Origin of the sequence: Actinoplanes italicus, from assembly GCF_003001815.1 — a bacterium.
In the GTDB taxonomy this organism is placed as follows: domain Bacteria; phylum Actinomycetota; class Actinomycetes; order Mycobacteriales; family Micromonosporaceae; genus Actinoplanes; species Actinoplanes italicus.
Map to the genome: position 1 here is coordinate 18067 of NZ_PVMZ01000028.1, position 25189 is coordinate 43255.

At 70.0% G+C, this 25189-nt stretch carries 23 protein-coding genes; 14 read left to right on the top strand and 9 right to left on the bottom strand.

Features of this window, described 5'->3' with window-relative positions; translation table 11 throughout:
- Nucleotides 1–2: 2 nt before the first annotated feature.
- From ligD (CLV67_RS43735) to CLV67_RS43755, 5 genes are all read left to right on the top strand, one after another.
- Nucleotides 3–944: a non-homologous end-joining DNA ligase gene (gene ligD, locus CLV67_RS43735; RefSeq protein ID WP_106329600.1), complete on the top strand. Its 942-nt coding sequence runs from the start codon at nucleotides 3–5 to the stop codon at nucleotides 942–944.
- Nucleotides 934–1842, top strand: coding sequence for a non-homologous end-joining DNA ligase (ligD, locus tag CLV67_RS43740; RefSeq protein ID WP_106329756.1), 909 nt, complete (start codon nucleotides 934–936; stop codon nucleotides 1840–1842). Before ligD (CLV67_RS43735) ends, ligD (CLV67_RS43740) begins: the two co-directional genes overlap by 11 nt.
- A 56-nt stretch (nucleotides 1843–1898) precedes the next feature.
- Nucleotides 1899–3116 carry a tryptophan synthase subunit beta gene (trpB, locus tag CLV67_RS43745; protein ID WP_203737711.1) on the top strand — a complete coding sequence of 406 codons (1218 nt, stop codon included), beginning with the start codon at nucleotides 1899–1901 and terminating at the stop codon, nucleotides 3114–3116.
- The gene (gene trpA / locus CLV67_RS43750) at nucleotides 3113–3907 is read left to right on the top strand and encodes a tryptophan synthase subunit alpha (RefSeq protein WP_239166842.1); all 795 of its coding nucleotides are present in this window, start codon (nucleotides 3113–3115) and stop codon (nucleotides 3905–3907) included. Before trpB ends, trpA begins: the two co-directional genes overlap by 4 nt.
- 141 nt (nucleotides 3908–4048) lie before the next feature.
- On the top strand, nucleotides 4049–4759 hold the full coding sequence (locus CLV67_RS43755) for a GntR family transcriptional regulator (protein WP_106329602.1): 711 nt from the start codon (nucleotides 4049–4051) through the stop codon (nucleotides 4757–4759).
- Nucleotides 4760–5205: 446 nt separating this feature from the next.
- Here the strand turns inward: CLV67_RS43755 and CLV67_RS43760 are convergent, their stop codons facing one another.
- The 3 genes from CLV67_RS43760 to CLV67_RS43770 all read right to left on the bottom strand — a co-directional run bounded on the left by CLV67_RS43760 (nucleotide 5206) and on the right by CLV67_RS43770 (nucleotide 10232).
- Complete coding sequence (locus CLV67_RS43760; protein WP_146169538.1) at nucleotides 5206–5556, bottom strand: YcxB family protein; 351 nt, start codon at nucleotides 5554–5556, stop codon at nucleotides 5206–5208.
- A 125-nt stretch (nucleotides 5557–5681) separates the two neighbouring features.
- On the bottom strand, nucleotides 5682–7343 hold the full coding sequence (locus tag CLV67_RS43765; protein ID WP_106329605.1) for a DNA repair helicase XPB: 1662 nt from the start codon (nucleotides 7341–7343) through the stop codon (nucleotides 5682–5684).
- 522 nt (nucleotides 7344–7865) lie between these two features.
- Nucleotides 7866–10232: a helicase-associated domain-containing protein gene (locus CLV67_RS43770; RefSeq protein WP_106329607.1), complete on the bottom strand. Its 2367-nt coding sequence runs from the start codon at nucleotides 10230–10232 to the stop codon at nucleotides 7866–7868.
- A 78-nt stretch (nucleotides 10233–10310) separates the two neighbouring features.
- Between CLV67_RS43770 and CLV67_RS43775 the strand changes: the two genes are divergently transcribed.
- The 3 genes from CLV67_RS43775 to CLV67_RS43785 are packed head-to-tail and all read left to right on the top strand — an operon-like array spanning nucleotide 10311 to nucleotide 11576.
- The gene (locus CLV67_RS43775; protein ID WP_106329609.1) at nucleotides 10311–10517 is read left to right on the top strand and encodes a hypothetical protein; all 207 of its coding nucleotides are present in this window, start codon (nucleotides 10311–10313) and stop codon (nucleotides 10515–10517) included.
- Nucleotides 10510–11139 carry an HAD family hydrolase gene (locus CLV67_RS43780; RefSeq protein ID WP_373873210.1) on the top strand — a complete coding sequence of 210 codons (630 nt, stop codon included), beginning with the start codon at nucleotides 10510–10512 and terminating at the stop codon, nucleotides 11137–11139. The genes CLV67_RS43775 and CLV67_RS43780 overlap by 8 nt, the downstream gene beginning before the upstream one ends.
- 50 nt (nucleotides 11140–11189) lie before the next feature.
- On the top strand, nucleotides 11190–11576 hold the full coding sequence (locus CLV67_RS43785; RefSeq protein WP_106329611.1) for a cold-shock protein: 387 nt from the start codon (nucleotides 11190–11192) through the stop codon (nucleotides 11574–11576).
- A gap of 21 nt (nucleotides 11577–11597) precedes the next feature.
- Here the strand turns inward: CLV67_RS43785 and CLV67_RS43790 are convergent, their stop codons facing one another.
- Complete coding sequence (locus CLV67_RS43790) at nucleotides 11598–12407, bottom strand: 1,4-dihydroxy-6-naphtoate synthase (RefSeq protein WP_106329613.1); 810 nt, start codon at nucleotides 12405–12407, stop codon at nucleotides 11598–11600.
- A 118-nt stretch (nucleotides 12408–12525) separates the two neighbouring features.
- On the opposite strand from CLV67_RS43790, the gene CLV67_RS43795 reads away from it, so the two are divergent.
- The 3 genes from CLV67_RS43795 to CLV67_RS43805 are packed head-to-tail and all read left to right on the top strand — an operon-like array spanning nucleotide 12526 to nucleotide 17089.
- Complete coding sequence (locus tag CLV67_RS43795) at nucleotides 12526–14553, top strand: amidohydrolase family protein (RefSeq protein WP_106329615.1); 2028 nt, start codon at nucleotides 12526–12528, stop codon at nucleotides 14551–14553.
- Nucleotides 14550–15725 (top strand): MFS transporter, encoded by a 1176-nt coding sequence (locus CLV67_RS43800; RefSeq protein WP_106329617.1) that lies wholly within the window; start codon nucleotides 14550–14552, stop codon nucleotides 15723–15725. The genes CLV67_RS43795 and CLV67_RS43800 overlap by 4 nt, the downstream gene beginning before the upstream one ends.
- 11 nt (nucleotides 15726–15736) lie before the next feature.
- A complete protein-coding gene (locus tag CLV67_RS43805; protein WP_106329619.1) occupies nucleotides 15737–17089 on the top strand; it encodes a GH1 family beta-glucosidase in 1353 nt (450 codons plus the stop codon).
- Here CLV67_RS43805 and CLV67_RS43810 read toward each other — a convergent pair.
- The 4 genes from CLV67_RS43810 to CLV67_RS43825 all read right to left on the bottom strand — a co-directional run bounded on the left by CLV67_RS43810 (nucleotide 17074) and on the right by CLV67_RS43825 (nucleotide 21809).
- The gene (locus CLV67_RS43810; RefSeq protein ID WP_106329621.1) at nucleotides 17074–17670 is read right to left on the bottom strand and encodes a TetR/AcrR family transcriptional regulator; all 597 of its coding nucleotides are present in this window, start codon (nucleotides 17668–17670) and stop codon (nucleotides 17074–17076) included. The genes CLV67_RS43805 and CLV67_RS43810 overlap by 16 nt on opposite strands.
- Nucleotides 17671–17787: 117 nt before the next feature.
- The gene (locus CLV67_RS43815) at nucleotides 17788–18972 is read right to left on the bottom strand and encodes an MFS transporter (RefSeq protein WP_106329623.1); all 1185 of its coding nucleotides are present in this window, start codon (nucleotides 18970–18972) and stop codon (nucleotides 17788–17790) included.
- Nucleotides 18973–19134: 162 nt separating this feature from the next.
- Nucleotides 19135–19767: a futalosine hydrolase gene (locus CLV67_RS43820; protein ID WP_106329624.1), complete on the bottom strand. Its 633-nt coding sequence runs from the start codon at nucleotides 19765–19767 to the stop codon at nucleotides 19135–19137.
- Nucleotides 19764–21809 carry an MFS transporter gene (locus CLV67_RS43825; RefSeq protein ID WP_106329626.1) on the bottom strand — a complete coding sequence of 682 codons (2046 nt, stop codon included), beginning with the start codon at nucleotides 21807–21809 and terminating at the stop codon, nucleotides 19764–19766. The genes CLV67_RS43820 and CLV67_RS43825 overlap by 4 nt, the downstream gene beginning before the upstream one ends.
- Before the next feature lie 75 nt (nucleotides 21810–21884).
- On the opposite strand from CLV67_RS43825, the gene CLV67_RS43830 reads away from it, so the two are divergent.
- Nucleotides 21885–22724 carry a DUF3027 domain-containing protein gene (locus tag CLV67_RS43830; RefSeq protein ID WP_106329764.1) on the top strand — a complete coding sequence of 280 codons (840 nt, stop codon included), beginning with the start codon at nucleotides 21885–21887 and terminating at the stop codon, nucleotides 22722–22724.
- Here CLV67_RS43830 and CLV67_RS43835 read toward each other — a convergent pair.
- The gene (locus CLV67_RS43835) at nucleotides 22721–22933 is read right to left on the bottom strand and encodes a DUF2530 domain-containing protein (RefSeq protein ID WP_106329766.1); all 213 of its coding nucleotides are present in this window, start codon (nucleotides 22931–22933) and stop codon (nucleotides 22721–22723) included. The genes CLV67_RS43830 and CLV67_RS43835 overlap by 4 nt on opposite strands.
- Nucleotides 22934–23167: 234 nt before the next feature.
- On the opposite strand from CLV67_RS43835, the gene CLV67_RS43840 reads away from it, so the two are divergent.
- Nucleotides 23168–24613 carry an NCS2 family permease gene (locus CLV67_RS43840; RefSeq protein ID WP_106329628.1) on the top strand — a complete coding sequence of 482 codons (1446 nt, stop codon included), beginning with the start codon at nucleotides 23168–23170 and terminating at the stop codon, nucleotides 24611–24613.
- Between the two features lie 99 nt (nucleotides 24614–24712).
- Nucleotides 24713–25162: a MarR family winged helix-turn-helix transcriptional regulator gene (locus CLV67_RS43845; RefSeq protein ID WP_373873211.1), complete on the top strand. Its 450-nt coding sequence runs from the start codon at nucleotides 24713–24715 to the stop codon at nucleotides 25160–25162.
- The last annotated feature ends 27 nt before the right edge of the window (nucleotides 25163–25189 follow it).

The following is a 25189-nucleotide window of genomic DNA, read 5'->3' on the forward strand; positions in this document are numbered from 1 at the left end:
GAGTGCCGGGACCACCACTGTCACCGATGCTCGCGACCGCGGGCGATCTGCCGGTGGGCGCGGACTGGAGCTACGAGTTCAAGTGGGACGGGGTCCGGGTTCTCGCACTGTTCACCGACGACGCGCCCGCCCTGTTCGCGCGTTCCGGCGCGGTGGTGACCGCCGCCTACCCGGAGATCGCCGGCCTGCACCTGCCGGAGGGGACGCTGCTCGACGGCGAGATGGTCGTCCTCGACGCAGCCGGCCGGCCGTCGTTCACCGCCCTGGCCGAACGCATGCACGTCCGCGACAAGAACCGCGCGTCCCGGCTGGCGATCACCTCGCCGGTCACCTATATGGTCTTCGACCTGCTCTTCCTCGACGGGATCGACTACACCGGGCTGCCGTACCTGGCCCGTCGTGAACGTCTCGAGGAGCTAGACCTGGCCGGTACGCACTGGATGGTCCCGCCGTCGTTCGGCGACGGGGCGGCCACCGCCGCCGCGGCCCGGGAGAACCGGCTCGAGGGCGTGATGGCCAAGCGTTCCGACTCGGTCTACCTGCCCGGACTCCGATCCGCGGACTGGGTGAAGGTCAAGTTCGACCGCACCGGCGACTACGTGATCGGCGGCTGGCGGCCCGGCGCCCGCAAACTCGGCGGCCTCCTGATCGGCGTGCCGACCCCGGACGGCCTGGCCTTCCGGGGCCGGGTCGGCGGTGGCATCGGCGCGGCCGCCGAGAAGGATCTCCTCTCGCGGCTGGCGCCGCTCGCGACCCCCGCTTCGCCCTTCGCTCCCGGTGCGGTGCCGCGAGAGGATTCCAAAGGAGCACATTGGGTACGTCCGGAGCTGGTGGCCGAGATCCGGTACGGCAACCAGACACCCGACCGCCGTCTGCGCTTCCCCCGCTTCCTGCGGCTGCGTGACGACAAGACGCCCGGAGAGTGTGCCGACGATGCCTCGTGACCGGATCCCGGTGGCCATCGAGGGCCGTGACCTCGAGCTCTCCAACCTGGACAAGGTCATGTACCCGGCGGCCGGTTTCACCAAGGGCGAGGTGATCGACTACTACACCCGGATCTCGGAGTTCATGCTGCCGCACCTGGCGGACCGTGCCGTCACGCGGATCCGCTACCCGAACGGCGTCGACGAGGCGCACTTCTTCGAGAAGAACAAACCCGGCGGTACGCCTCCGTGGGTGCGCCTGGAGACGCTGCCGGTGCCCGGCTCGACCAAGAGCCGGGAGACCATCGACTTCGTGGTCGTCGACGAGCTGGCCACCCTCGTCTGGCTGGCGAATCTCGCGGCCATCGAACTGCACACCCCGCAGTGGCGGATCGGCACCGACCCCGACCTGCTCGTCGTCGACCTGGATCCGGGCGCGCCCGCCTCGTTGAAGGAGTGCTGTGCCGTGGCGGTCCTGATGCGGGACCGGCTGGCCGCCTCCGGGATCGCCGCGTACCCGAAGACGTCGGGGAAGAAGGGCATGCAGCTGTGCTGCCCGATCTCCGGAACGCAGCCGGCCGAGGTCGTGTCGTCGTTCGCGCGGTCGGTGGCCGAGGAACTCGCGGCGATGGTGCCCGGCTCCATCACCGCGAAGATGGCCAAGCAGTTGCGGCCCGGGAAGGTCTTCATCGACTGGAGCCAGAACAACGCGGCCAAGACGACGGTCACGCCGTATTCGCTGCGTGCGGGCTCGTCGCCGACCGCCTCGGCGCCGCTGACCTGGGACGAGGTCGTCGCCATGGCGACCGGGGAGATGCCGGCCGCGCAGTTCGGATCTTCTCAGGTACTCGAACGGGCCGCTCGTCTGGGCGATCTCATGGCTGACCTCCTTCAACCGGGCCCGGAGGTTCCCGAGTAGCCAGCAGTTGTGTATAACTGTTCTAGAACTCAGTTCTAGAACAGTTGGAGGCTGTCATGACCGAGGTCGCGTTGCCGCGCCCGGCCACGGGTGTCACTCGTCCTGCCGCCGGCGTCATGTCCGACCCCGGCTCGTCCGGTCGCTTCGGGGAGTACGGCGGCCGTTACGTGCCCGAGTCGCTGATCCCCGCGTGCGCCGAGCTGGAGGAGGCGTTCCGCGACGCCTGGGCCGACCCGCGGTTCCGCCGCGATCTCGATCGGCTGCTCGCCGTCCACGCCGGCCGGCCGACCGCGCTCACCCCGGCCTGGCGGCTGTCCGAGGAGCTCGGCATCAACCTCCTGCTCAAGCGCGAGGACCTGGCGCACACCGGCTCCCACAAAATCAACAACGTGCTCGGGCAGGCGCTGCTCGCCAAGCGGATGGGCAAGACCCGGCTCCTCGCCGAGACCGGCGCCGGCCAGCACGGCGTCGCCACCGCCACCGCGGCGGCGCTTCTCGGCCTCGACGCGACGGTCTTCATGGGCGAGGTCGACATCGAGCGGCAGGCCCTCAACGTCTTCCGGATGAAGATGCTCGGCGCCGAGGTCATCCCCGTCACCAGCGGCACCCGCACCCTCAAGGACTCCACCAGCGAAGCGCTGCGGCACTGGGTCACCTGCGTGGACGAGGCCCACTACTGCCTCGGCTCGGTGATGGGACCGCACCCCTACCCCTGGATGGTCCGGGAGCTCCAGCGGGTCGTCGGCGACGAGGCCCGGCGCCAGTGCGCAGCCGAGCTCAGCACTGGCACCCCCGACTACGTGGTCGCCTGCATCGGCGGCGGCTCCAACGCGGCCGGCACGTTCGCCGGATTCGCCGACACCGGGGCGCAGCTCGTCGGCGTCGAGGCCGAGGGTGGCGCGGCCGTCGCGTTCGGGCAGGTCGGCGTGCTGCACGGGTTCCGGTCGTACCTCCTGCAGGACGAGAACGGGCAGGTCACCGAGGCTCACTCGATCGCCGCCGGCCTCGACTACCCCGGCATCGGGCCGGAACACGCCCACCTCAGGGACACCGGCCGGGCCCGCTACGTCACGGTCGGCGACGCCGAGGTCATCCCGGCCCTCCAACGGCTGGCCCGCACCGAGGGGATCCTGTGCGCCCTCGAGTCGGCGCACGCCATCGCCTGGGTGATCCGTGCCGCCGAGTCGGGCGAGCTCCCACCGTGGTCGACGGTGCTGGTGACGCTCTCCGGCCGGGGCGACAAGGACATGGCGACGCTGATGGAGGCATCGTGATCGAGACCCACCTGCGGCGGCGACGTTCCGAAGGCAGGTCGCTGCTGGTGCCCTATGTGACCGGTGGCATCCGAGCCGACTGGATCGACTATCTGACCGCATACGCGCGGGCCGGTGCCGACGCGATCGAGATCGGACTGCCGTTCTCCGATCCGATCCTCGACGGGCCCGTCATCCAGGAGGCCTCCGGCCGGGCGTTGCGGCGCGGTGTCACGGTTCGCGGCCTGCTCGACGAGGTGGCAGCGGTCCGGATCGACGTCCCGCTGATCGCCATGACCTACTACAACCTCGTCGTCCACCGTGGCGCAGCCGACTTCTGCCGTGACCTGGCGGCGGCCGGGATCCACGGGTTGATCGTTCCGGACCTGCCGATCGACGAGTCGGCGTCGCTCGCCGAGGCGGCCGCAGCGGCCGGCGTCGATCTCACACTGCTGGCCGCGCCGACCACCTCAGCGGAGCGGCTCGCCGAGATCGCCGCGGCGTCCCGCGGATTCGTCTACGCGGTCTCGACCATGGGCACCACGGGCGCACAGTTCGCGGCCTCGGGCGGCCGGCTCGCCGCCGACCTGCGGCAGCTCACCGACCGGCCGGTCCTGCTCGCCTTCGGTGTCGCCACACCCGATGACGCCCTGACCGCGGTGCAGTCCGCCGATGGGGTCGTCATCGGGGCCGCGCTGATGCGGCGCGTCCTGGAGGGCGGCACACCGGACGAACTCGGCGCGACCGTGGCCGGGTTGCGCAAGGCGCTCGACCTTGATGCCGGCCGGCTGCCGGACGGCGCTCGACCATGATGGCGGCGCTGGGTGTGCTCGGTGTGGCCGCGCGGCCGGGCTCGGGTGGCGTTCGATCGTGAGGGCGGTGCTGGGTGTGCTCGGTGTGGCCGCGGCCGGGTTCCGGAAGGCGTTCGATCGTGATGGGCCAGACTGTGAGGTGTGAGGGTTCCCGCGTACCGGCGCATTGCCGCTGATCTGGCCGACAAGATCCGGGAAGGGACCTATCGGCCGGGTGATGCCCTTCCGGCGCAGCGGGATCTGAGTGCTCAGTACGGCGTCACGCTGATGACACTGCGTCAGGCACTGCAGGAACTCCGCGACGAGGGACTGATCATCCAGCAGGCTGGTCGCGGGACGTTCATCGCGCCGGTGCAGGCCGCCTATCGGGTCGACACGCTGCGCAGCTTCGTCGAGGACCTGCGCGAACAGGGCCATGCCGTGACCACCGAGGTGCTGTCCGTCTCGCTGGAGGACTCGGCTGACGTCAGCGGGCGTGGGTTGCGACTGGAGCGACTACGACTGCTCGGCGGCAAGCCGGTGATCCACCAGACGTCGTGGGTACCGGAGCCGCACGGATCCCGGGTCCGCGGCGAGGCCTTCCGGCTGATGTCGCTTTACGTGGCGCTCGCGGAAGCGGGAGTCACCATCGTCCGGGCCTCGGAACGGATCGTTCCGGGCCTGCTCGAAGAGCCGATCGCCGGCCACCTTCAGCGGCCGGTCGGCGGGGCGGTGTTCGTCAGCGAGCGCACCACCTACGCCATGGACGACCAGCCGGTGGTCCACGATCGAGCCGTCATCCTCGGCGACCTCATGGAGATCCGCGCCGAGCGGGCCGCCACCCGTCTGTCTCTACAGTGGAGATCGACATAGTTGACCAAGGCGGGTGGAGCCCATCGCCCCGCTGCTGGCTTTCAAGGCGGCTTGACGATCAAGTCGCCGACCCGTTCGTCGAAACGGGTCAAACCCGCCCAGCGTATGCGTCCTCCGAGGCGGGATCCTGAGCGGGAAAGTCCGGGCGTGCGAGTCCGGGCGTGGGAGACCGGGCGTGGGAGTCCGCGGCGGCGGCCCGGGGAGGATCCGGGGCGGGAAAGTCCGGGACGTGGGGGTCGGGCGGCGGGTCCGAGACCGAGTCCGAGGCGCCGGGGGCCAGCGCGTGGGAGTCCGGGCGCGGGGGTGCGAGGCGGCGGGTCCGAGGCGTGGGTTCGGGGCGTGGGTCCGAGGTCAGGGGCTCGGGGCGGGGAGGTGCGTCCGGGCGGCGGTGTCTGCCGCTGGCGTATGCCGGGTCATCCGCAGCGGTGGTTTGCCGGGCTGATGAATCAGGGCTTGATGGCGGCTCGTGCGGCGACGAAGGCGTCGAACGTGGCCTGGTCGTCCGGGCTGAAAGCCGCTCGGGGGATCGGGAGCTGGGTTGCGCCGTTCCGTACCATCCAGGCGTGACGGTGGGTCTTCACCCACGTCACGCCTGGCCAGGTCACTCGCACGTCGCTGGTGGCCGTGTGGACGTGGAGCCCGGTGTCGTCGAGCTCGTAATGGGTCGGCTGGTTCGCCTGCTGTCGCTGAGGGAACCAGGACAGCAGGGCGAACAGCTCGGGCATCACGACGCAGAACGCGAGCCCGACGATCGGGACCGTCTTGTCCGACTCGACGCCGGTGAACAGGATGAGCACCAGACCGATCGCTCCGACTCCCTGGAGAACGTGCCTTCTGGGGAAGGCCTCAAGGCATACGAGACGGAACGTTCGGTAGGTGAACTGGTGATTCCCCGTGATCTTCACGGATGGAAGTATGTCAGTCAGTCGATCTTGGGCAGGGGCGGGCCGAGCACGTCATCGGCGTCGATGATCTTGTAGGCGTAGCCCTGTTCGGCCAGGAAGCGCTGACGGTGGGCGGCGTACTCCGTGTCGATGGTGTCCCGGGAGACCACCGTGTAGAAGTGGGCCTGCCGGCCGTCGCCCTTCGGACGCAGGACCCGGCCCAAACGCTGGGCCTCCTCCTGACGTGAGCCGAACGTGCCGGACACCTGGATCGCGACCGCCGCCTCCGGCAGGTCGATGGAGAAGTTGCCGACTTTCGACAGCACCAGTGTCCGAAGTGAACCGTCCCGGAATGCGTCGAACAGACGCTCCCGCTCCTTGTTCGTCGTCGAACCCTGCACGATCGGGGCATCAAGATATTCACCGAGCTCGTGCAACTGGTCCAGGAAACCGCCGATCACCAGCACCTGCTCACCCGGGTGCCGTTCGACCAGAGCCTTGACCACCGGCAGCTTGGTCCGGGCGGTCGCCGCCACCCGGTAGCGCTCCTCGGCCTCGGTCACCGCGTACGACATCCGCTCGGCGTCGGTCAGCGTCACCCGGACCTCGACACACTCGGCCGGAGCGATCCAGCCCTGCGCCTCGATGTCCTTCCACGGGGCGTCGTAGCGTTTCGGGCCGATCAGCGAGAACACGTCACCCTCGCGGCCGTCCTCGCGGACCAGCGTCGCGGTCAGGCCGAGCCGGCGGCGGGCCTGCAGGTCGGCGGTGAACCGGAAGATCGGCGCCGGCAGCAGGTGCACCTCGTCGTAGATGACCAGGCCCCAGTCACGCGCGCCGAACAGATCCAGATGCGTGAACGCCCCACCCCGGCGGGACGTCAGCACCTGATACGTCGCGATCGTGACCGGGCGGATCTCCTTACGCTCCCCGCTGTACTCGCCGATCTCGTCCTCGGTGAGCGTGGTGCGGGCCAGCAACTCCCGTTTCCACTGCCGGCCGGCGACCGTGTTGGTCACCAGGATCAGCGTGGTCGCCTTCGCGGTCGCCATCGCCGCGGCGCCGACCAGCGTCTTTCCGGCACCGCACGGAAGCACGACGACCCCTGAGCCACCCGCCCAGAAACCATCAACGGCCTCTTGCTGGTACGAACGGAGCGTCCAGCCGTCCTCGGCTAGATCGATCTCGTGCGCCTCGCCGTCGACGTAGCCGGCCAGGTCCTCGGCCGGCCAGCCCAGCTTCAGCAACGCCTGCTTGAGCCGGCCCCGCTCGGAGCCGTGCACCGCGATCGTCTCGTCGTCGAGGCGGGCGCCGAGCATGCCCGCCAGCTTCTTCGACTTCGCCACCTCGATCAGCACGATCTTGTCGAGGCCACGCAGGACCAGCCCGTGCACCGGGTCGTTGAGCAGCTGCAGACGACCGTAGCGATCCATCGTCTCGGCGACGTCCACGAGCAGGGCATGCGGAACCGGGTAGCGGGAGAACTTGATCAGCGCATCGACCACGCTCTCCGCGTCGTGGCCGGCGGCCCGCGAGTTCCACAGGCCCAGCGGGGTCAGCCGGTAGGTGTGCACATGCTCGGGCGAGCGCTCCAGCTCCGCGAACGGCGCGATCGCCATCCTGCAGGCTTGGGCGTCCGGGTGATCCACCTCCAGAAGCAGGGTCTTGTCCGACTGCACGATCAGTGGTCCGCCGCTCACCCGTACAACCTCCGAAGGCCTAAAAAGACGACCCTCAAGTGTGCCACGAAATTCGCTTACAACCTTTCGGCCCTCTCGCGCGTCGGACCTTACGGCCGGGTCGTGCGCTGTAAATCGGGGGCGCACGACCCGGCAAAGACCACTACTGGTCGGCGAACAGCACGGTGAGCCTGTCCAGTTCGTCGAAGGCGGCCCGTTCCGCCGCAGTGTCGGCATCCTGTGCGACGAGTGGATTCGAAAAGCGAAGGTGAGGTCGGGTGGTTCGTCGATCCGGCTGGGTGACGTGCCCTCGCCGATGACGTGCTGGCGGGCTCGACTCGAAGCAGGCTCCGGTAGATCAGCATGCGGTCCGCCATCGTGCGTCCGCACGTCGCTGAAACTCCAGATGCGTTTTGTCACCACGGCGTACTGATTGGCTACAGGCGTGATGGCACTGCCCGCCTCGTTGATAAAAGCCAATGACTAGATGGCGAAAGGCTACTGTCCTTTCGCCATCTAGTCGCAAGCCGGATAAGTCAGGGACTACTCCTCGGTGACCGCCGCGGTGATGCGGTGCAGGGCGAAGGTGTGCAGGCTCTCGCCCCGTTCGTCCTCGGCCCGCAGGTAACCGGCGGAGAGGGAGACCGGCCGGACCAGACGGGACAGGGTCGCGCCGTGGGAGTCGACGTAACCGACCCAGACGCGGGCCTTGTCGCGGACCGCCTGCTGGAGGACCGCCATGGCCTGGGTGTGCTGCTGGACCGCGGTGAGGCCGGGGATCGCCTGGCCATGGGCGGCCCGCACGGTGACCGGCGCGCGTCGGGCGGCCCTGGTCGCGATGTCGCCGCGGCGGAGCTGTTCGACGACGCCGGCCAGGCGCGGGCCCGTCAGCACAGGGCCGGCCGGTTCGACGGTCCGCGGGGAGCGGGTCGGTGACCGCCTGGCTTTCGGTCTGGTCAGGACGGTCGCGCCACCGGCGTCCTCGGCGACCGGGGCGTAGCCGGCCTCGCGCAGCGCACCGAGCAGACGGGCCACCGGGCGTGGGCTGACCAGCACAGTGGGCGCGATCCGCCGCAGGTCCAGGCCGGTCACGCGCTTGTCGGCGACGACCTCGGCGAGCAGGGCCTCGTCGTCGCTGCGCAGGTAAGAACCGGCCGAACCGGTGCGCAGGCCGCCGTGCCGCCGGGCGGCGTCGTCGATCAGGTACGTCAGCGTCTGCGGCACCGGGGTGCGGGAGCGGCGCCGGAACAGTTCGTGCAGGTCGGCGGCCTGATAGCCGACGTCGAGGGCGCGCCGGACGCTGGCCGGGGTGACCCGGAAGACGCTGGCGCCGCCCGCCGACTCGGGGTCGGCCAGGACGTCGAGCTCGCCGGCTAGCTCGGGTTCGGGCGGTCCGGGGACGATCACGGTCAGGTCGGCCTGCACCAGGATGTGGTCGACGGGCGCGGGCAGCAGCTGGTCGAGGGCGCGGACCGCGTCGGCGTGGGCGTCCTCGGGGTGCAGTCCGAGCGGATCGCTGTCGTCCGGGCCGGCGTCGGTCAACAACACCCGGGAGTACGAGGTGAGCGCTCCCAATCCGGTGACCCCGAGCTGGGCCGCTCCGGCGTACGCGTCGGTGTGCACCGCCTCCCGGCCGCGGGCCCGCCGTGGCGCCTGCCAGGCGAGCAGCGCCAGCAGGTCGTCGAGACCGGGTGCGGCGCCGGGTTCCAGGTCGGCGAGGGCGCCCAGCACCTCCCGGCGGGCCTGGGGTGACCCGGCCCGTTCGGCGTCCGGCGCGAGGGCGTTGATCGGCCGGTCCCGTTCGTCGCGGCGGCCGACGAGACCGGGCTGCCGGGTCATGGCGAGCCACGCCCGGGCCAGGGCGGCCCAGCGGTGTGCGATGCCGGTGGCGCGCCACAGGTCGTACGCCCCGGTGGGCATGAAGACGTCCTGGGACGGGCCGATCTCGGACTCACCGAGCAGGCCCGCCGCGTATGCCGTCTCGATGAGCAGCGCCGCACCGGCCTCGTCGATGCCGGCAGCCTTGGCCAGGCGTTTCAGGTCGCGCACGCCGAGGCCGCCGGTGCGCAGGACCGGGGCCGGCTCGGTGGCGAGGGCCTCGAGCAGCGACTCGGTGGCGCGGACCGCCTCCATGGTCTGCCCGGCGCCGGCCGAGTCGGCGGCCCGCGGACCGCGGGACGAGCCGTCGGGCACCGGCGGTTGCGGGCGCAGAACGCCGAGCGGGCCGGTTTCGCGACGCAGCAACATGCCGATCTCGCGGGGAAGTTCGACCAGCTCACCGTCGGGCCGCGGGCTCCGGCCGACCTCTGAGACGGGCACCAGCACGTGCTGCTCGACCAGCCAGCGCACCGGTTCGGCGACCGAGTCACGGGCGAGGGCCCCGACCGGGGGACCGGCGGCGAGCCGGTCGAGGACGGCGCGGGCGCCCGGCGGTGCGGACAGCACGGTGCGGCGCAGCCGGGCACGGTCGGCACAGAGGGCGGCGGTCTGCGGGTCGAGGAAGTCGGCGGGCCGGCCGAGCCCGGCAGGGTACGGCGAGGTGACCTCGTCGACGGCGCCGACCACGTGCAGCCCGTCCGGTGGACCGTGCAGCAGGAAGCGGACGCGGAGCCGGTCGATCGCTGCCACGACGTCGCCACCGGGGATGCCCGGTGTCAGCTCGAGAATGGCGTCGACCGAGGTCAGCGCCGTGTCGGCGGCCCGGGTGAGGCGGGCCGCGTCGAGGACGGCGAGGGTGAACTCGTCGAGGCCGTCCAGACAGCGGGCGACCGAGTTACGGGATTGTGCGCGCACGGCGAGGGCCGAGATGTCGGCCGGCACCGGGATGACGAGATCGGGGCGCAGCGCAATGAGCGCGCCCAGAGCCTCGTCGGGGAGCGACCGGAGTTGATCGGCGAATGTGGTGGCCATCGTCTTCAACGCTAACGTTCATGGGACGATGGTGGTGGGTCCGGGCGTGGCCGGACGTTCGATCTGAGGAGGACCGAAGTGGCGAAGGCCAACCTGCCGGGCACCAAGGTGCCGACGGGGGAGAACTCCCATGGCCCGCGGGGCGTGGACATGAAGGGCCGGATGCACGTCTCCGAGCTCATCTCCGACCGCGCGGCGGCCCCGTCCCCCTTCGGCGACGACCAGACTTTCCCTCTTCCGGTGGAGAGCCTGACCTACCGGGCCACCCACGGCCAGGGTGACTGACGTCCCAGCGGTCGGTTTCGACCTGGACATGACGCTGATCGACTCCCGTCCGGGTATCCGGGAGGCGTACCTGGCACTCACCGCCGAGACCGGCGTCTTCGTCGACGCCGATCTCGCGGTGTCCCGGCTCGGTCCGCCGTTGCGGACCGAGCTGCGGTATTGGTTCCCGGAGGAGCAGGTGGAGGAGGCGGTCACCGCCTATCGCGCCCTCTACGAGGAGCTGGCGATCACTCCGAGCCTGCCGACACCCGGCGCCGTCGAGACTCTCGAGGCGGTACGCGCGGCCGGCCTGCGGATCGTGGTGGTCACGTCGAAACTCGGCCGCCTGGCCCGTCTGCACCTCGACCACCTGGGCATGCACCCCGACGAGTTGGCCGGCGACCTGTTCGCCGAGGGCAAGGCGACCGCGCTCGTGGAGCACGGCGTGCGGTGGTACGTCGGTGATCACGTGGCGGACATGGTCGCGGCACGGACCGCGGGCGTCCCCGGAATCGGTGTGGCGACCGGGCCGTGTTCGGAGGCGGAACTCCGCGATGCCGGGGCCGCACACATCCTGCCGGATCTGACCGTGTTTCCGACGTTACTCAGTGAGATTGCAGTTGGGCCGCGGGCTATCCGCTAGATAGCCTTGGCGTGAGCGGTTGTGTCCATTGAGTGAAGTTGAGGTCAGCGGTGCCCACGGGTCGAGTGAAGTGGTACGACGCTACGAAGGGATTCGGCTTCGTCACCAGTGATGAGGGCGGAGACGTGTTCCTTCCCAAGGGTGCGCTGCCGGCGGGGGTCACGGAACTGAAAACGGGTCAGCGGGTCGAGTTCGGCGTCGTCGACAGCCGGAAAGGCGCGCAGGCCATGGGTGTGAAGCTCTTGGACGCTCCGCCGTCCCTGGCCGAGCTGCGCCGCCGCCCGGCGGACGAGCTGGCCAGCATGATCGAGGACATGATCAAGGTGCTGGAGAGCTCGGTGCAGCCGTCGCTCCAGCGGGGGCGCTACCCGGACAAGAAGACCTCGCTGAAGATCGCGCAGCTGGTGCACGCGGTCGCCCGCGAGTTCGAGACCTGAGCGGCTACCGCAAGGACGCCGTTACAGCAGCGACGGCACAGCAGGCGTCAGACCCGCCGCCGCCGCACGTCCGAGCAGGGCGTCGGCGGCGGCGAGTCCGTCTTTGCCCAGTTCCAGGGTGAATTCGTTGACGTAGAGCTCGATGTGCTGTTTCACCACGGCCGGCTCCATCTCCTGCGCGTTGGCGAGGATGAAGTCCTGGCTGACGGAGGGGTCGCGCCAGCCGTACCGGAGGGATTCGCGGATCCACTCGGTGGCTCGCACCGGATCGACGGTGTCCCGCTTGGCGAGGATGGCACCGAGCGGGATCGGCAGGCCGGTGTCGGTCTCCCACCACTTACCGAGATCGGCCAGAGCGGTCAAACCATATCGCTGGTACGTGAATCGGGCCTCGTGGATGACCAGGCCGGCGTCGAAGCGGCCTTCGGCGACTCCGGGCATGATCTGGTGGAACGGGACGACCTCGATCTTCGCCGGCCCCCGGTCGGCGGCCCAGAGGCGGAACAGAAGGTACGCCGTGGTGCGGTCACCGGGGACGGCCACGGTCGCGCCGTCGAGGTCGGTGCGGCCGTTGGTGAGCACGAGCGGTCCGCAGCCCCGGCCGAGCGCGCCGCCGCAGGGCAGCAGCTCATAGTCGTCCAGCAGCCACGGCAGCGCCGCATAACTGACCTTGACCAGGTCGAATGTGCCGTCGAGGGCGGCCGTGTTGGTGACGTCGACGTCGGCGAAGGTCAGGTCGATCGGCGGGGCGCCAGGGACGAGACCGTGCACGAGCGCGTGGAACACGAAGGTGTCGTTGGGGCACGGCGAGACCGCGAGAGAAAGCGCCACCCTCTCACGCTAGTCCGTTCTCCAGGGAAAAATATTCACGTCTTCCTCTGGCTTCCGAGGTGTGATCCTTCCTACACTCCGCTTTGTTGGATCAAGTGATCGACCAAGGGGGTGCCGCGTGGCTCGTAAGCTGGTCGCGGGCGTCTTGGTGCTCGGCCTCGTCGGTGGGCTGTCCGCGCCCGCCCAAGGAGCCGCGAGCTGGACGCCCGCTAACGACCTGGAGGGCGCTTGCGTCACCCTCCAGGCTTTCAACGGATCGAACTCGCTGGGGTACGTCTGGAAGGACTCGGTCGGCTACGGCTTCAAGAGCTCGGTGTCGAGTGCTGAACCGTTCCGGCTCGAAGCCACCCAGCTCGGCCGCTACGTCCTGCGTGACCAGGACGGCGCGCCGCCCTATCAGAGCGTGCTGAACTGGGTGTGGGCCGGAGCCGAATACGGCGTCCGCGCCGACTGGACCGTCACCACCGACGGCAGCACCCACAAGTTCGTGAACACGTCGACCGGTCAGCAGATGGGCCAGTACCTCGGCGGACTCGGCACCGGCGGCAGCACCTTCAAGCTCGCACCGGCCTCCGGCTGCGCCGCGATCCCGGACATCGCCACCGGTGTCAGCGGCACACCGGCTCCGGGCGTCGACGCCAACGGCAAGCTGGTCGGCTGGATCGACGCGCACGCGCACGTCACGGCCGGTGAGGCCTTCGGCGGAGCACTGCACTGCGGTGACGCGTACGCCCCCGGTGGTGTTTCCGTGGCCCTCAAAGGCTGCGCCTCGCACGGAACCCTCGGCTGGGGCGCGCTGCTCGAGGCGATCCTCTCCGGCACCGACCCGATCAACTCGGCCGAGGACGGCTGGCCCACCTTCGGCGACTGGCCGCAGTACGACACGCTGCTGCACGAGGCGTCCTACTTCCGCAGCCTGGAACGTGCCTGGATGTCCGGCCAGCGGGTGCTCAACGTGCTGCTCGTCGCGAACCGGGTGATCTGCGAGCTCACGCCCGAGCACACCTCCTGCAACGAGATGGACCAGATCCGTGCGCAGGCCACATACCTGAAGAAGATGCAGGACTATGTGGACGCCCGCAGTGGCGGTCCCGGCAGGGGCTTCTTCCGGCTGGCCAAGACCCCGGCCGAGGTACGCAGCATCGCCGCGCAGGGCAAACTCGCCGTCACGATCGGCGTGGAGAACTCCGAGATCTTCAACTGTCGTGAGATCAACAACGTCGCGCAGTGCACCAAGGCCGACATCGACGCCGGGCTCAACGAGCTGGAGAGCATCGGGGTCAGTGGCCTCTACCCGGTGCACAAGTTCGACAATGCGTTCGGCGGTACCCGGTTCGACGAGGGCGTCACCGGCGCCGCGATCAACGTCGGCAACCTGCTCTCCACCGGTCGCTGGTGGCAGGCGACGAGCTGCACCGGGCCGTCCGACAACGAGCAGCCGCTGGTCAGTGACGACTTCGCGAAACTGCTCCAGCTCGGCGTCGGTCTGCCGGCCGGCACGATCCTTCCGGTCTACCCGAGCGGCAAGATCTGCAACACGCGAGGCTTGACCGAGCTCGGCACGTACCTCATCCAGAAGATGATGGACCGGGGGATGATCATCCACCTGGACCACATGGGGGTGAAGACCGCGTCGGCGGTCCTCGACCTCGCCCAGCAGGCGAACTACCCCGGCGTCGCGTCGGTGCACACCTGGTCCGACCCGGCGCTGGTCAACCGGATCCTCGGCCTCGGTGGCTTCGTCGCAAGCTACGCCTTCTCGGCCAGCGACGACGGCCAGGACACCGGCACCTTCCTCGACGAATGGCGCACCCACCGGGCACTCGCCAACGGCTCCAAGATCACCGGGTACGGCGTCGGCACCGACGTGAACGGGCTGGGCCCGCAGGCAGCCCCCCGCCTCAACGCCGGGTCCAGCCCGCTCACCTACCCGTTCACCGCGACCAACGGCACCACGGTGAACAAGCAGGTCTACGGCAGCCGGACCTTCAACCTCAACACCGACGGCGTCGCCCAGTACGGGCTCTACGCCGACTGGATCGTCGACCTGATCAACCAGGCCGGATCCGATGGCCCGCTCCTGAAGAAGCAGCTGCTCAGCGGTGCTGAGGCGTACACGGTGATGTGGGAAAGGTCCCGTGCGTGACGCTCGTTGAAACACCGGTCCGCCGATCATGGATGGTCGCTTACGCGCTCGCCATGATCGGCGTGGCCGCCGGTTGGTTCGGGCCGATCCAGATCCTGCTCCCCGAGCAGGCGGCCCGGCTGGCCGGGGACGACGGCAAGGAGGCGCTGCTCGCCCTGGTCACCGCCTGGGGCGCGGCGGCGTCGCTGGTAGCCAATCCATTGTGGGGACTGATCTCCGACCGGCTGGGCTCACGCCGTCCGATCTTCATCGCCGGGACCGCGGTCGGTGTGGCGGGGCTGCTCCTGCTCTCGATGGCGGACGGCACGGCGCTCATGGTCACCGGGTGGATCCTGGTGCAGGTCGGGCTCAACGGGCCGCTCGCGGCGCTGGCGGCGATGATCGGCGATCGGGTTCCCGAGCGGCAACGCGGCACGGTCGGGGCACTCTTCGGGGTGGCTCAGATCATCGGGGTCATTCTCGGTACGGCCGTCGCGGTCGTCGCGGGTAGCCAGACGGTGGGCTACATCGCGATAGCCGTGGCTGTGCCCGCCCTCGGCGCGGCCATCCTGATCGTCCACCGCGAGACGGTCATCGTCCCGATCGATGCGCCGCGGCGGTGGCGGTGGCCCGGCGGGCAGTTCGCCTGGGCCTGGGTGATCCGGTTCCTGCTCAACCTGGTCAACGCGCTCGTACTGGTCTACCTGCTCTACTACCTGTCGGACGAGGTCGGTGTCGACGACGCGGCCACCTGGGTTCTCATCGTGACCGTGGTGAACGTGCTGTTCGCCGGCATCTTCGGCTTCGCCGGGGGAGTCCTGTCCGACCGCTGGGAGAAGCGTCGCGTCTTCGTGGCGGCCGGCGCGGTCGTCCTGGCGATCGGCACCACACTGATGGCCCTCGTCCCGGTCGTGCCCGTGGTGATCGCCGCGTCCGTGCTGGTCGGTGTCGGCTGGGGCGCCTACATCGCGGTCGACATGGCCGTGCTCACCCAGGTGCTGCCCGACCCGGAGACCCGGGCCACCATGCTCGGCGTCGCGAACGTGGCCGGCACCCTGCCGCAGATGCTCGCCCCGGTACTGGCCGCGCCGATCGTCACCACGCTCGGCGGCTATCAAACGCTTTACCTGGTCACGGCCGGTTTCGCGCTGCTCGCGCTGGCCCTGTTACCCCGCCTTCGGGCGATCCACTGAAAGGATCCACCTTGTACCCCCAGTTCCCACCCGGTTTCCGGTTCGGCATGTCCACCTCGGCGTACCAGATCGAGGGCGCGGCCGACACGGGCGGCAAGGGCCCGAGCATCTGGGACACCTTCACGGCCCGCCCCGGAACCGTCCGGAACGGTCAGGACGGTCGGGTGGCGATCGACCACTACCACCGGTACGAGTCCGACATCGCTCTGATCGCCGCGGCCGGCGTGCAGGACTACCGGTTCTCGTTCTCCTGGCCCCGGGTGCTCGGCGGTGACCTCGGTTTCTACGACCGGCTCGTCGACTCGATCCTGGAGAACGGGCTTCGACCGGTCCCGACGCTCTACCACTGGGACCTGCCCCAGGAGCTCGAGGACGCCGGCGGCTGGATGAACCGGGACACCGCGCACCGGCTCGCCGACTACGCCAGCACGCTCGCGTTGCGCCTCGGCGACCGGGTCCGGGACTGGATCACCATGAACGAGATGAACGTGCACACGCTGTACGGGTACGCGCTCGCCGATCACGCCCCGGCGCGTGGCCTGGGGCTCGGCGCGTTGCCGGCCGGGCATCACCAGCTGCTCGCCCACGGGCTGGCGGTGCAGGTTCTGCGTACCCATGGGGCTCGAGGCGTCGGGGTCGCGAGCCAGCACTTCCCCGTGACGTCGGCCACCGAATCCGCCGAGGACGTCGCGGCGGCGACGCTCTTCTCCGACCTCACCAACTGGACCTTCTCCGACCCGATCCTGCTCGGCGACTATCCGAGCGAACTGATCCGGGCCGGTGTGGGTGTGCCGGACGCGCAGCTCGACCGGGACCTGGAGCTGATCGGGGCGCGGCTCGACTTCTACGGCGTCAACTACTACGAGCCGACGATGATCGAGGCGCCGAAGGCCGGCAAGGACTACAGCGGCGTGCTCGAAGTGGACATTCCGGATGGTATGCCGTTCTCGCCGGTGCCGGTGAAGAGCGACGAGCGTACCGATTTCGGGTGGGCGATCGTGCCGTCCGGGCTCACCGAGATCCTCGTGACGCTGAAGAAGCGCTACCCGTCACTACCGCCCGTGATCATCACCGAGAACGGGGCCTCGTTCCATGACGCGCCGCCCGGGCCGGACGGCCGGGTCCACGACGAGCGGCGCATCGCGTACCTCGACGCCCATCTCTCGGCGGTGTCCGACGCCATCTCCGCCGGCGTCCGGGTGGACGGCTACTACGTGTGGTCGGCGATCGACAACTTCGAGTGGGCCGCCGGCTTCGACGAGAGGTTCGGCCTGATCTACGTCGACTTCGACGACCTTTCGCGTACGCCGAAGGACTCCTACTACTGGTACCAGGAGCTGATCAAAGCTCAAGCGCGCAACTGATCGACGAACTGGTTGGCGAGGCGGGACAGCCGGTCGGCGCGTCCCTCCTCGGCCCAGCCGTCCACCAGCATGAGCAGGGTGCTGCCCTCGACCAGGATGATGAAGTCGTCGATCACGGCCTCATCGTCGACCCCGGCCCGCAGCTCACCCAGCTCCCGCGCCTCGCGCAGGCAGTTGATCAGGTGTCCGCGGATCACCCGGTGCGAGTCACGCCGCGACTCGGCCAGCCGCGGGTGCGACAGCGCGGCCCCGGCGAACGCCACGTTCACGTGCGCGTCGGCGGCCCGCTCGTCGTCCAGCGGCAGCACCGCCTCCAGCGCGGCCCGCAACCCGTCCAGCCCGAACAGGTCGCCACCGATCTCGAAGGCGCGCTCCACGATCCGGTCGTAGATGGCCTTCTGCGCGGCTACCAGGATGTCGTCCTTGCCGCCCAGGAAATGTGCCAGCACGCTCAGCGAGCAGCCCGCTTCGTCCGCTATGGCCCGGGTCGTGGTGCCCTCCACGCCGCGTGACCGAACCACCCGCCAGGCGGCAGCCAGCAGCTCCGCCCGTCGCAGATCGTGATCCACCAGCTTAGGCACGCGGACAGCTTAACCACCGCGGTCGATCACGCTGAGTGGCCGTCTCGTCTCCGATTTCCGCGGCTGTGCCGTACCGCTGTCTCAGCGCGCCTGAGACGGCGCCACGACACACCCGGGTCAGCTGACGGCGGGTTCACGGGTGGTCAGGTGACCGACCCGGCGGGCCAGCGGCAAGGTGGCGATCACCGCGACCACCGGGATCGCGAACGCCCACTGCAGGCCGATCGGCTCGGACAGCGCACCCAGCAGCACCGCGCCGAGCAGCGCGCCGCCGTAGTTGAACAGGTTGACCTTGGCGATGACCTCGTCGCTGCTCTCCAGCGCCGCCTCACCGGCCGCGCTGAACGCCAGCGGCACCAGCACCCCGACCCCGATACCGGCGACCGCGAAACCGGCCACCGCCGCACCGATGGCCGGAAGCGCCACCACCAGGCCGCACCCGATCCCGCAGAAGATCAGCGCGCCGACGGCGATCAGCACCCGGCCGGCCCGTGGCACCACGTGATCGGCCACCAGACGGCTCACCAGTACGGCGCCCTGGTAGGCGGCGTAGCCCAGCGGGGCCACCGCCGGAGCCGCGGCCAGCGAGTCCTGCAGGTAGACCGAACTCCACGTGCTGACCGCCGAGTCCACGAGGAACGCCGTGAAGATCAGCATGCCGCAGACGATGACGATCGGGCGTACGCTCCGGCCGCTCTCGGCATGCGCCACGCTCGATCGCAGGGTCCGGCCCGGTTCGAACAGCCGCCAGCCCGCCAGCCCCACCAGCACCGCGAAGACCGACGCCACACCGACCGCCACGGCCGCGCCCGCCCCGGTCTTCAGCGCCCCCGACATGAGCAGCGCGGCGGCGATCGCCGCCGCCGTGTACGCGGCGAACAGCCGGCTCATCACGCTGCGGCCCAGCCGGGCCTGCACCAGGACGCCCTGCATGCTCAGCGAGGCGTCGACCGCGCCGAGGCCCACGCCGTACGCCAGAAAGATCGCCGCGAAGATCGCATTGGGTGACCAGAACGTGGTCCCGGCGAGGCCCGCACCGATCAGGAACAGTCCGGACGCGAGTGCGTACCGGCTGCCCCAGCGGGCCGCGATCCGATCGGCCAGCATCGATCCGCCAGCCGCCGCGACGACCACGAGCAGCAGAACCGCCGAGACGAACGTGTCGTCGATGCCCTGCCGGTCCTTGAACGCCGGCAATGCTGTCACGACCGCCGCGTAGCCCAGCCCCTGCGCGGCATACCCGGCGCCGATCAGCCGGGCGCGCGCACCGGCCGACATCTCGGAGGCCTTGCCGTCGTTCATCGATGCCTCGCTCGGGTGTTCGCGACGTGGTTTCGATCACATGCCTTTCAGCGCAGCATGCCGCTCACGATCGACAACAGCAACAGCTTCGCTGTAAACGATCCCGCGGATGCCCGGCTCGGGGTCCTGCCGCCCGTGACCCACTGTTGCCGGCCTGAGGTGTCAGGGAAGGGCGGCGAGAGCAGGGGCAGCGGCGCGTAGCGCGGCGAAGGCGTCGCCGAGGCGCCAGGCGGCGCGGTCGCGGGGGCCGATCGGGTTGGAGATCGCGCGCAGTTCGGCGAACGGGACGCCCACGCCCGCGGCCGCGATGGCCACGCCGTAACCCTCCATCGCCTCGGCCACGGCGTCCGGGAACCGGGTGGCCAGGCGGTCGGCGGTCGCGGCGGTGCCGGTGACCGTGGCGAGCGTCAGGACGTCGCCGGAGACGGCGTCCGGCAGGGACGACTGCAGGGCCTTGACCAGCTGCGGGTCGGATTCGAGGATGCTGGTTCCGAAGCCGAGTTCCTCGATCGGCAGGAAGCCGTCCGGGGATTCGGCGCCCAGGTCGGCGGCGATGCTGCGGGTCCCGATCACCAGGCCGCCGACGGCCGCGCGGCCCGGGAAACCACCGGCGATGCCGAGGCTCAGGACGGCGCGGCAGGTGCGTCCGGCCAGCAGCCGGGCGGTTCCGGCGGCAGCGGCGGCGGGGCCGACGCCTACGGCCTCGACCAGGACATTCCCGGGGTCGAGGTGGGCGCGGACGGCATCGGCCTCAGCGGTCACCGCGGTCACTACGAGGATGGGGTACGACGTCACGAGTCCTCATTCTGCGCCGGCTCACCATCCTGCGTCCCGGCCGACGACGGCCGGTACACGTGATAGCCGGGAGGGGCCACCGACGATGCGCCGTCGTCCACATCCCGAGCGGCATCGTCCCGCTCGCTCGGACCACCCGATCCGCCACGAGTGCTGCCGGGGCCTCCGGCCGTGCTGCCGGGGCTCTGGCGTGCCCGCTTCCTGGTCTCCCGGGTTCCGGCCGTGGCCGTGCTCCTCGACTTCCGCCGCCACCAGCGACGGCCGTCGGGCTCGGTCTCGTCGCCGAGCCGCTGCGTGTCACCGTCGCGGGAACCGAAGCCCGGCCGGCCGGTGCTGTCACGCGGAGTGCTGCCCGTCTGCTCCACGTCGTCTCGTGGACCGGACACCGGCCGGGCGGTGTCGTCGCGGGGCCGGCCGCGGCCAGCGAGCCGCGTGTCGGTGTCGTGGGCGGCCGCGCCGGGGTGGCGCTGGGACGGTGTGCCACGACCGGCGCCGAGCGGCACGGTCTGGTCCTGGTCGGCCCACGGGTCCTCGGCGTCGACCCACGCGTCCGTGTCGATCCGGCTGGTCGGCTGGTCCGCGGCGTCCGGACCGCGGTGCGGCCCGGCGGGCGCTGGCGGGCGGGGACCGGCTTCACCCGTACCCCCATCGTCGGGAAGGTCTGGGGAAACGGCGCCGGGCCGGCCCGCAAGGCGTTCGTTGTGCAGTCTCGCCGCCGCCCAGGCGGCCCGGGCCGCGGCGAGGACCGCGAGGAGCGCGGCGAAGCCGAGGCCGAGCCGGCCGTCGAACGGGATGATGCCGAGGCCGCCGCCTGTCACCCAGGCGAGCATGAGAACCGTCTCGGAGTGGGCGAACGCGGTGGCCCGCTGTCGTTCCGGGACGCGTTCCTGGATGCTGGCGTCGACGGCCAGCTTGGCGATGCCGCTGAAGACCGCGGTGAGCAGTGCCAGCAGGGTGACCATCGCGAGGTTGTAGAAGATCGTGGTGAGCACGGCGACGCCGGCCGTCACGATCAGGCCGCTCGATTGCAGCGCCAAGGGCCTGCGAATGCGCAGACCGGTGCCGGCCGCCGTGGACAGGAACGTGCCCAGGGCCAGTGCGCCGCCGACCAGGCCGGCCGCGGTGTTACGGCCGAGCTCCATCCCGAAGACCTCGGTGGTCAGCTGATCGCCCATGATCGCGAAAGTGAGGAAGAGCAGCAGGAATCCGTAGAGCAGGCGGAGACTGCTGCTACCGATCAGGGTGGCGACGACCAGGCGGTTGGAGAGCGGGCGCTCCGAGCCGCGGCCGATGCCGAGCACGGTGCGCCAGGCGCGGGGGAGTGCCTCCGGCGGGTCGGAGTCGGCACGAGGTGGCAGGCGCAACGCGACGACCATGCCGACCATGAAGATGATCGTGGCGACCCGCAGCGGCCACTGTGGCCCGAACTTGAAGGCCAGCAGGCCGATCGGTGCGACGAGGATGCCGGCGAAGGTGCCGTAGACGCTGGCACGCGCGCCCACCTGAGACAGTCCGATGCCCTCGGGCAGCAGACGCGGGACCGCGGCGGAACGGGCCACCCCGTACGCCCGGGACAGCGCCAGCACACCGAAGGCCGCCGGATAGAGCCCCCAGCCGAGCAGGTTGTCGGACATCACGTAGGCCAGGAAGGCCCGGCCGAGGAAGGTGCTGGCCAGGGCGTACCGCCGGCCGTGCCGGAAATGGTCGAGCAGCGGGCCCACCACCGGCGCCAGCAGGGCGAACGGCACCATCGTGATGAGCAGGTAGAGCGCCACCTTGCTGCGGGCCTCGCCCAGCGGGACGCTGAAGATCGTCCCGGCGAGCCCGATGGCGATGAGCGCGTCACCGGCACAGGAGACGGCGTGCAGGTCGAACAGCCGGATCATGCCGATCTCGTTGGCGGCGCCACGGGCGCGCGCCGAGCCGACCCGGCGGGTGGCCCACGCGCCGCCGCGCACCGAGCCACGCACGATCAGCCGGCCCGCCTTGATGCCGGTGCCGACGATGCGTCCGAGCGCGGAGAACTGCGGCATGGGAACCATCCTGACTGATCCGGGCGACCCGCGTCGCCTCTGACGCTCGGCTATCTGGGGAGTCGTTGCGGGTCACCGGGTGTGATAGGCAACAATGGGCGGGTGACCTCCAGGACCACCGCCCGCGCCGCCCGACTCGACCAGGTCTGTGCCGATGCCGTCGGTGTGGCCCGTGGTGCCATCACCGAAGTGGACCCCGCCGACATCGGTGAGCATCTCGAAGTGATCGCCGAGGGCGATCGCGTGGTGACCCACTTCTTCGAGAGCCACCTCGACGGCTATCGCGGCTGGCGGTGGGCGGTGACCGTGACCCGCGTCCCGCGCAGCCGCCACGTGACCGTCTGTGAGACCGTCCTGCTGCCCGGGCCGGACGCTCTGCTCGCCCCCGGCTGGGTGCCGTGGAACGAGCGGGTGCAGCCCGGCGACCTCGGCGTCGGTGACCTCATGCCGACCGCTCCCGACGACGACCGGCTCACTCCGGGTTACGTGCTCAGCGACGACGCCGCGGTCGAGGACGTCTCCTGGGAGCTGGGCCTGGGCCGGTCCCGGGTGATGTCCCAGGAGGGCCGGATGGAGACGGCCCAGCGGTGGTACGACGGGGATGCCGGTCCGGAGGCGCCGATCGCCTCCGCCGCGCCGCGTAACGCCCGCTGTGGCACCTGCGGGTTCTATCTGCCGCTGGCCGGTTCGCTGCGGTCGATGTTCGGGGTCTGCGGCAACCTCTACGCGCCCGACGACGGCCGGGCGGTCAGCGCCGACCACGGGTGCGGCGCCCACTCCGAGGCTCTGCTGAGCGCTGCCGAGCAGCCGGTCGAAGAACTGCCCACGGTGTACGACGACAGTGAGGTCGAGACGGTGGCGGTCAGCCGTGGCCACGGCTCGGTCGAGTCGGGTGAGCCGGCCGAGGATTACGGCCACAGCTAGGGCTGGTCCACCGCGTGGAACTCCGGGTGCGTGAGCGCCCGGCGGCGCTTGCGGTGCCGATCGTGGACCACCATGGTCAGTGTGCCCGGGATTCCCCACACCAGGCCCGCGACGCTGATCTCGACCCACGACTGCGGCGCGTTGCCCAGCCAGGTGATCAGGGACGCGAGGGCGAAGGCGGCGACGCCGGCGAGCGCGAACGGGACCATGGGTGGGTCCAGCGGTTCGGGCCTCGGTTTCGTCCCGGTCACCACGGCGAGGACCGGCAGGGGTTCGCCGGTGTGCGTGGCGGGAGACAGGTCACTCACTCCGACAGGGTACGACCACTACGCATTGCATCGGTGCAGCGCGTGAGAGTTGTAACATCACTTCCCTTTTACCTAGGTACTTGCATCTGAAAGCATGCGCGCGTTCACCCCTGCGCCATCTTTCGGAAGGTCCGCATGTCTGCTGATACCGAATCGGCAACCGCGAAGAACGGGTTCGACCGGTTCTTCGAGATAACCAAGCGCGGCTCGACGCTGAGCCGGGAGATCCGTGGCGGCGTCGTCACGTTCTTCACGATGGCCTACATCGTGGTCCTCAACCCCCTCATCCTGGCCGGTGGTGTCGACGCCGACGACCAGAAACTCCCGATCACCGCCCTCGCCGCCGGGACCGCCCTGGTCGCCGGTGTGATCACCATCCTGATGGGCGTGGTGGGCCGGTTCCCGCTGGCCCTGGCCGCCGGTCTCGGCGTCAACGCGCTGGTGGCGTACGAGATCGCGCCGGAGATGACCTGGGCCGACGCGATGGGCCTGGTCGTCATCGAGGGCGTGCTCATCCTGATCCTGGTGCTGACAGGGCTCCGTACGGCCGTGTTCAAGGCCGTGCCGACCCAGCTGAAGACCGCGATCGGTGTGGGCATCGGCCTGTTCCTGATGATCATCGGTCTGGTCGACGCCGGGTTCGTGCACCGCATCCCGGACGCCGCGAACACCACCGTCCCGGTCGAGCTCGGCCTCGGCGGCAAGCTGGTGACCTGGCCGACCTTCGTCTTCGTGATCGGCCTGCTGTTCACGCTGGTGCTGTTCGTCCGCAAGGTCAAGGGCGCCATCCTGATCGGCATCCTGGGCACCACGGTGCTGGCGATCATCGTGGAGGCGGTCGCGAACCTGGGCCCGGCCGTGCTCAAGCCGGGCGGCTGGTCGCTCAACGTGCCGGCGCTGCCGGACCAGATCATCGACACCCCGGATCTCTCGCTGGTCGGCCAGTTCAACGTGCTCGACTCGTGGACCACGGCCGGTCCGCTGGTCGTGCTGATGTTCGTCTTCACGCTGCTGGTGACGGACTTCTTCGACACGATGGGCACGATGGTCGCCGTCGGCCAGGAGGGCGAGCTCCTCGATTCCGAGGGCATGCCGCCGCGGACCAAGGAGATCCTGCTCGTCGACTCGGTGGCCGCGGTGGCCGGTGGTGCGGCCAGTGTGTCCAGCAACACGTCGTACGTGGAGAGCGCGTCCGGTGTGGGCGAGGGTGCCCGTACCGGTGTGGCGAGCCTCGTGACCGGCGCGCTGTTCCTGGTCGCGATGTTCTTCGCCCCGCTGGTGAAGGTGGTGCCGTTCGAGGCGGCGTCGACCGCGCTGGTCGTGGTCGGCTTCCTGATGATCACCACGGTCCGCCAGATCGACTGGTCGGACTACACCATCGCGGTGCCGGCGTTCCTCACCGTCACGCTGATGCCGTTCACGTACTCGATCTCCAACGGCATCGGGGCCGGGATCATCACGTACGTGGTCCTGAAGGTGTTCACCGGCAGGGCGCGCGAGATCCACCCGCTGATGTACGGAATCGCGGCGCTGTTCGTGCTGTACTTCGCCCGGGGTCCCCTGGAATCCTGGATCCTCTGAGGTTTCAAGCCGTCACCGGGTGCTCCATCAGACCCGGTGACGGCTGTCATATGGGTCAACAGATGTCGTTAGCCATGCTCATTAGCTAGGCTAAGGATTGTGACGGAGCGGGTGATGACGACGGAGCGCACAACAGCGGACACGCTGGCCAAAACGCTGCGTGACGCGATCATCCGGTTCAGCCGGCGAGTCCGGCAGGCCCGCCCGGTCGGTGACCTGACGTTCAGTCAGCTCTCCGCGCTGACCAGCCTCCAGCTGGCCGGCGCGCTGACTCCGCGTGAGCTCGCCGACATGGAACGGGTCCAGCCCCCGACGATGACCAAGATCGTGGGGAAGCTGGAGGAGCGCGGGCTCGTGGCGCGGACACCCCACCCGACCGACGGTCGTCAGGTCATCCTGGCCCCGACCGACGAGGGCCGGGCGGTCTACGCGTTCAACGAGCGGGCCCGCAACGAGTGGCTGGCCGGGGAGTTGGACCGGCTCACCCCCGAGGAACGGGAAACCCTGGCGCAGGCGGCCGAGATCATGCTGCGAGTCGCCCGGGGCTGAGAAGCCCCCGAGGTCGTTCCGCTTCGT

Bases quoted from the DNA above. Each gene is read 5' to 3' on its own strand.
- ligD (WP_106329756.1), top strand. From the start codon at position 934: ATGCCTCGTGACCGGATCCCGGTGGCCATCGAGGGCCGTGACCTCGAG.
- trpB (WP_203737711.1), top strand. From the start codon at position 1,899: ATGACCGAGGTCGCGTTGCCGCGCCCGGCCACGGGTGTCACTCGTCCT.
- CLV67_RS43770 (WP_106329607.1), bottom strand. From the start codon at position 10,232: ATGGCCACCACATTCGCCGATCAACTCCGGTCGCTCCCCGACGAGGCT.
- CLV67_RS43815 (WP_106329623.1), bottom strand. From the start codon at position 18,972: ATGAACGACGGCAAGGCCTCCGAGATGTCGGCCGGTGCGCGCGCCCGG.
- CLV67_RS43825 (WP_106329626.1), bottom strand. From the start codon at position 21,809: ATGGTTCCCATGCCGCAGTTCTCCGCGCTCGGACGCATCGTCGGCACC.
- CLV67_RS43835 (WP_106329766.1), bottom strand. From the start codon at position 22,933: ATGGTCCCGTTCGCGCTCGCCGGCGTCGCCGCCTTCGCCCTCGCGTCC.
- CLV67_RS43840 (WP_106329628.1), top strand. From the start codon at position 23,168: ATGTCTGCTGATACCGAATCGGCAACCGCGAAGAACGGGTTCGACCGG.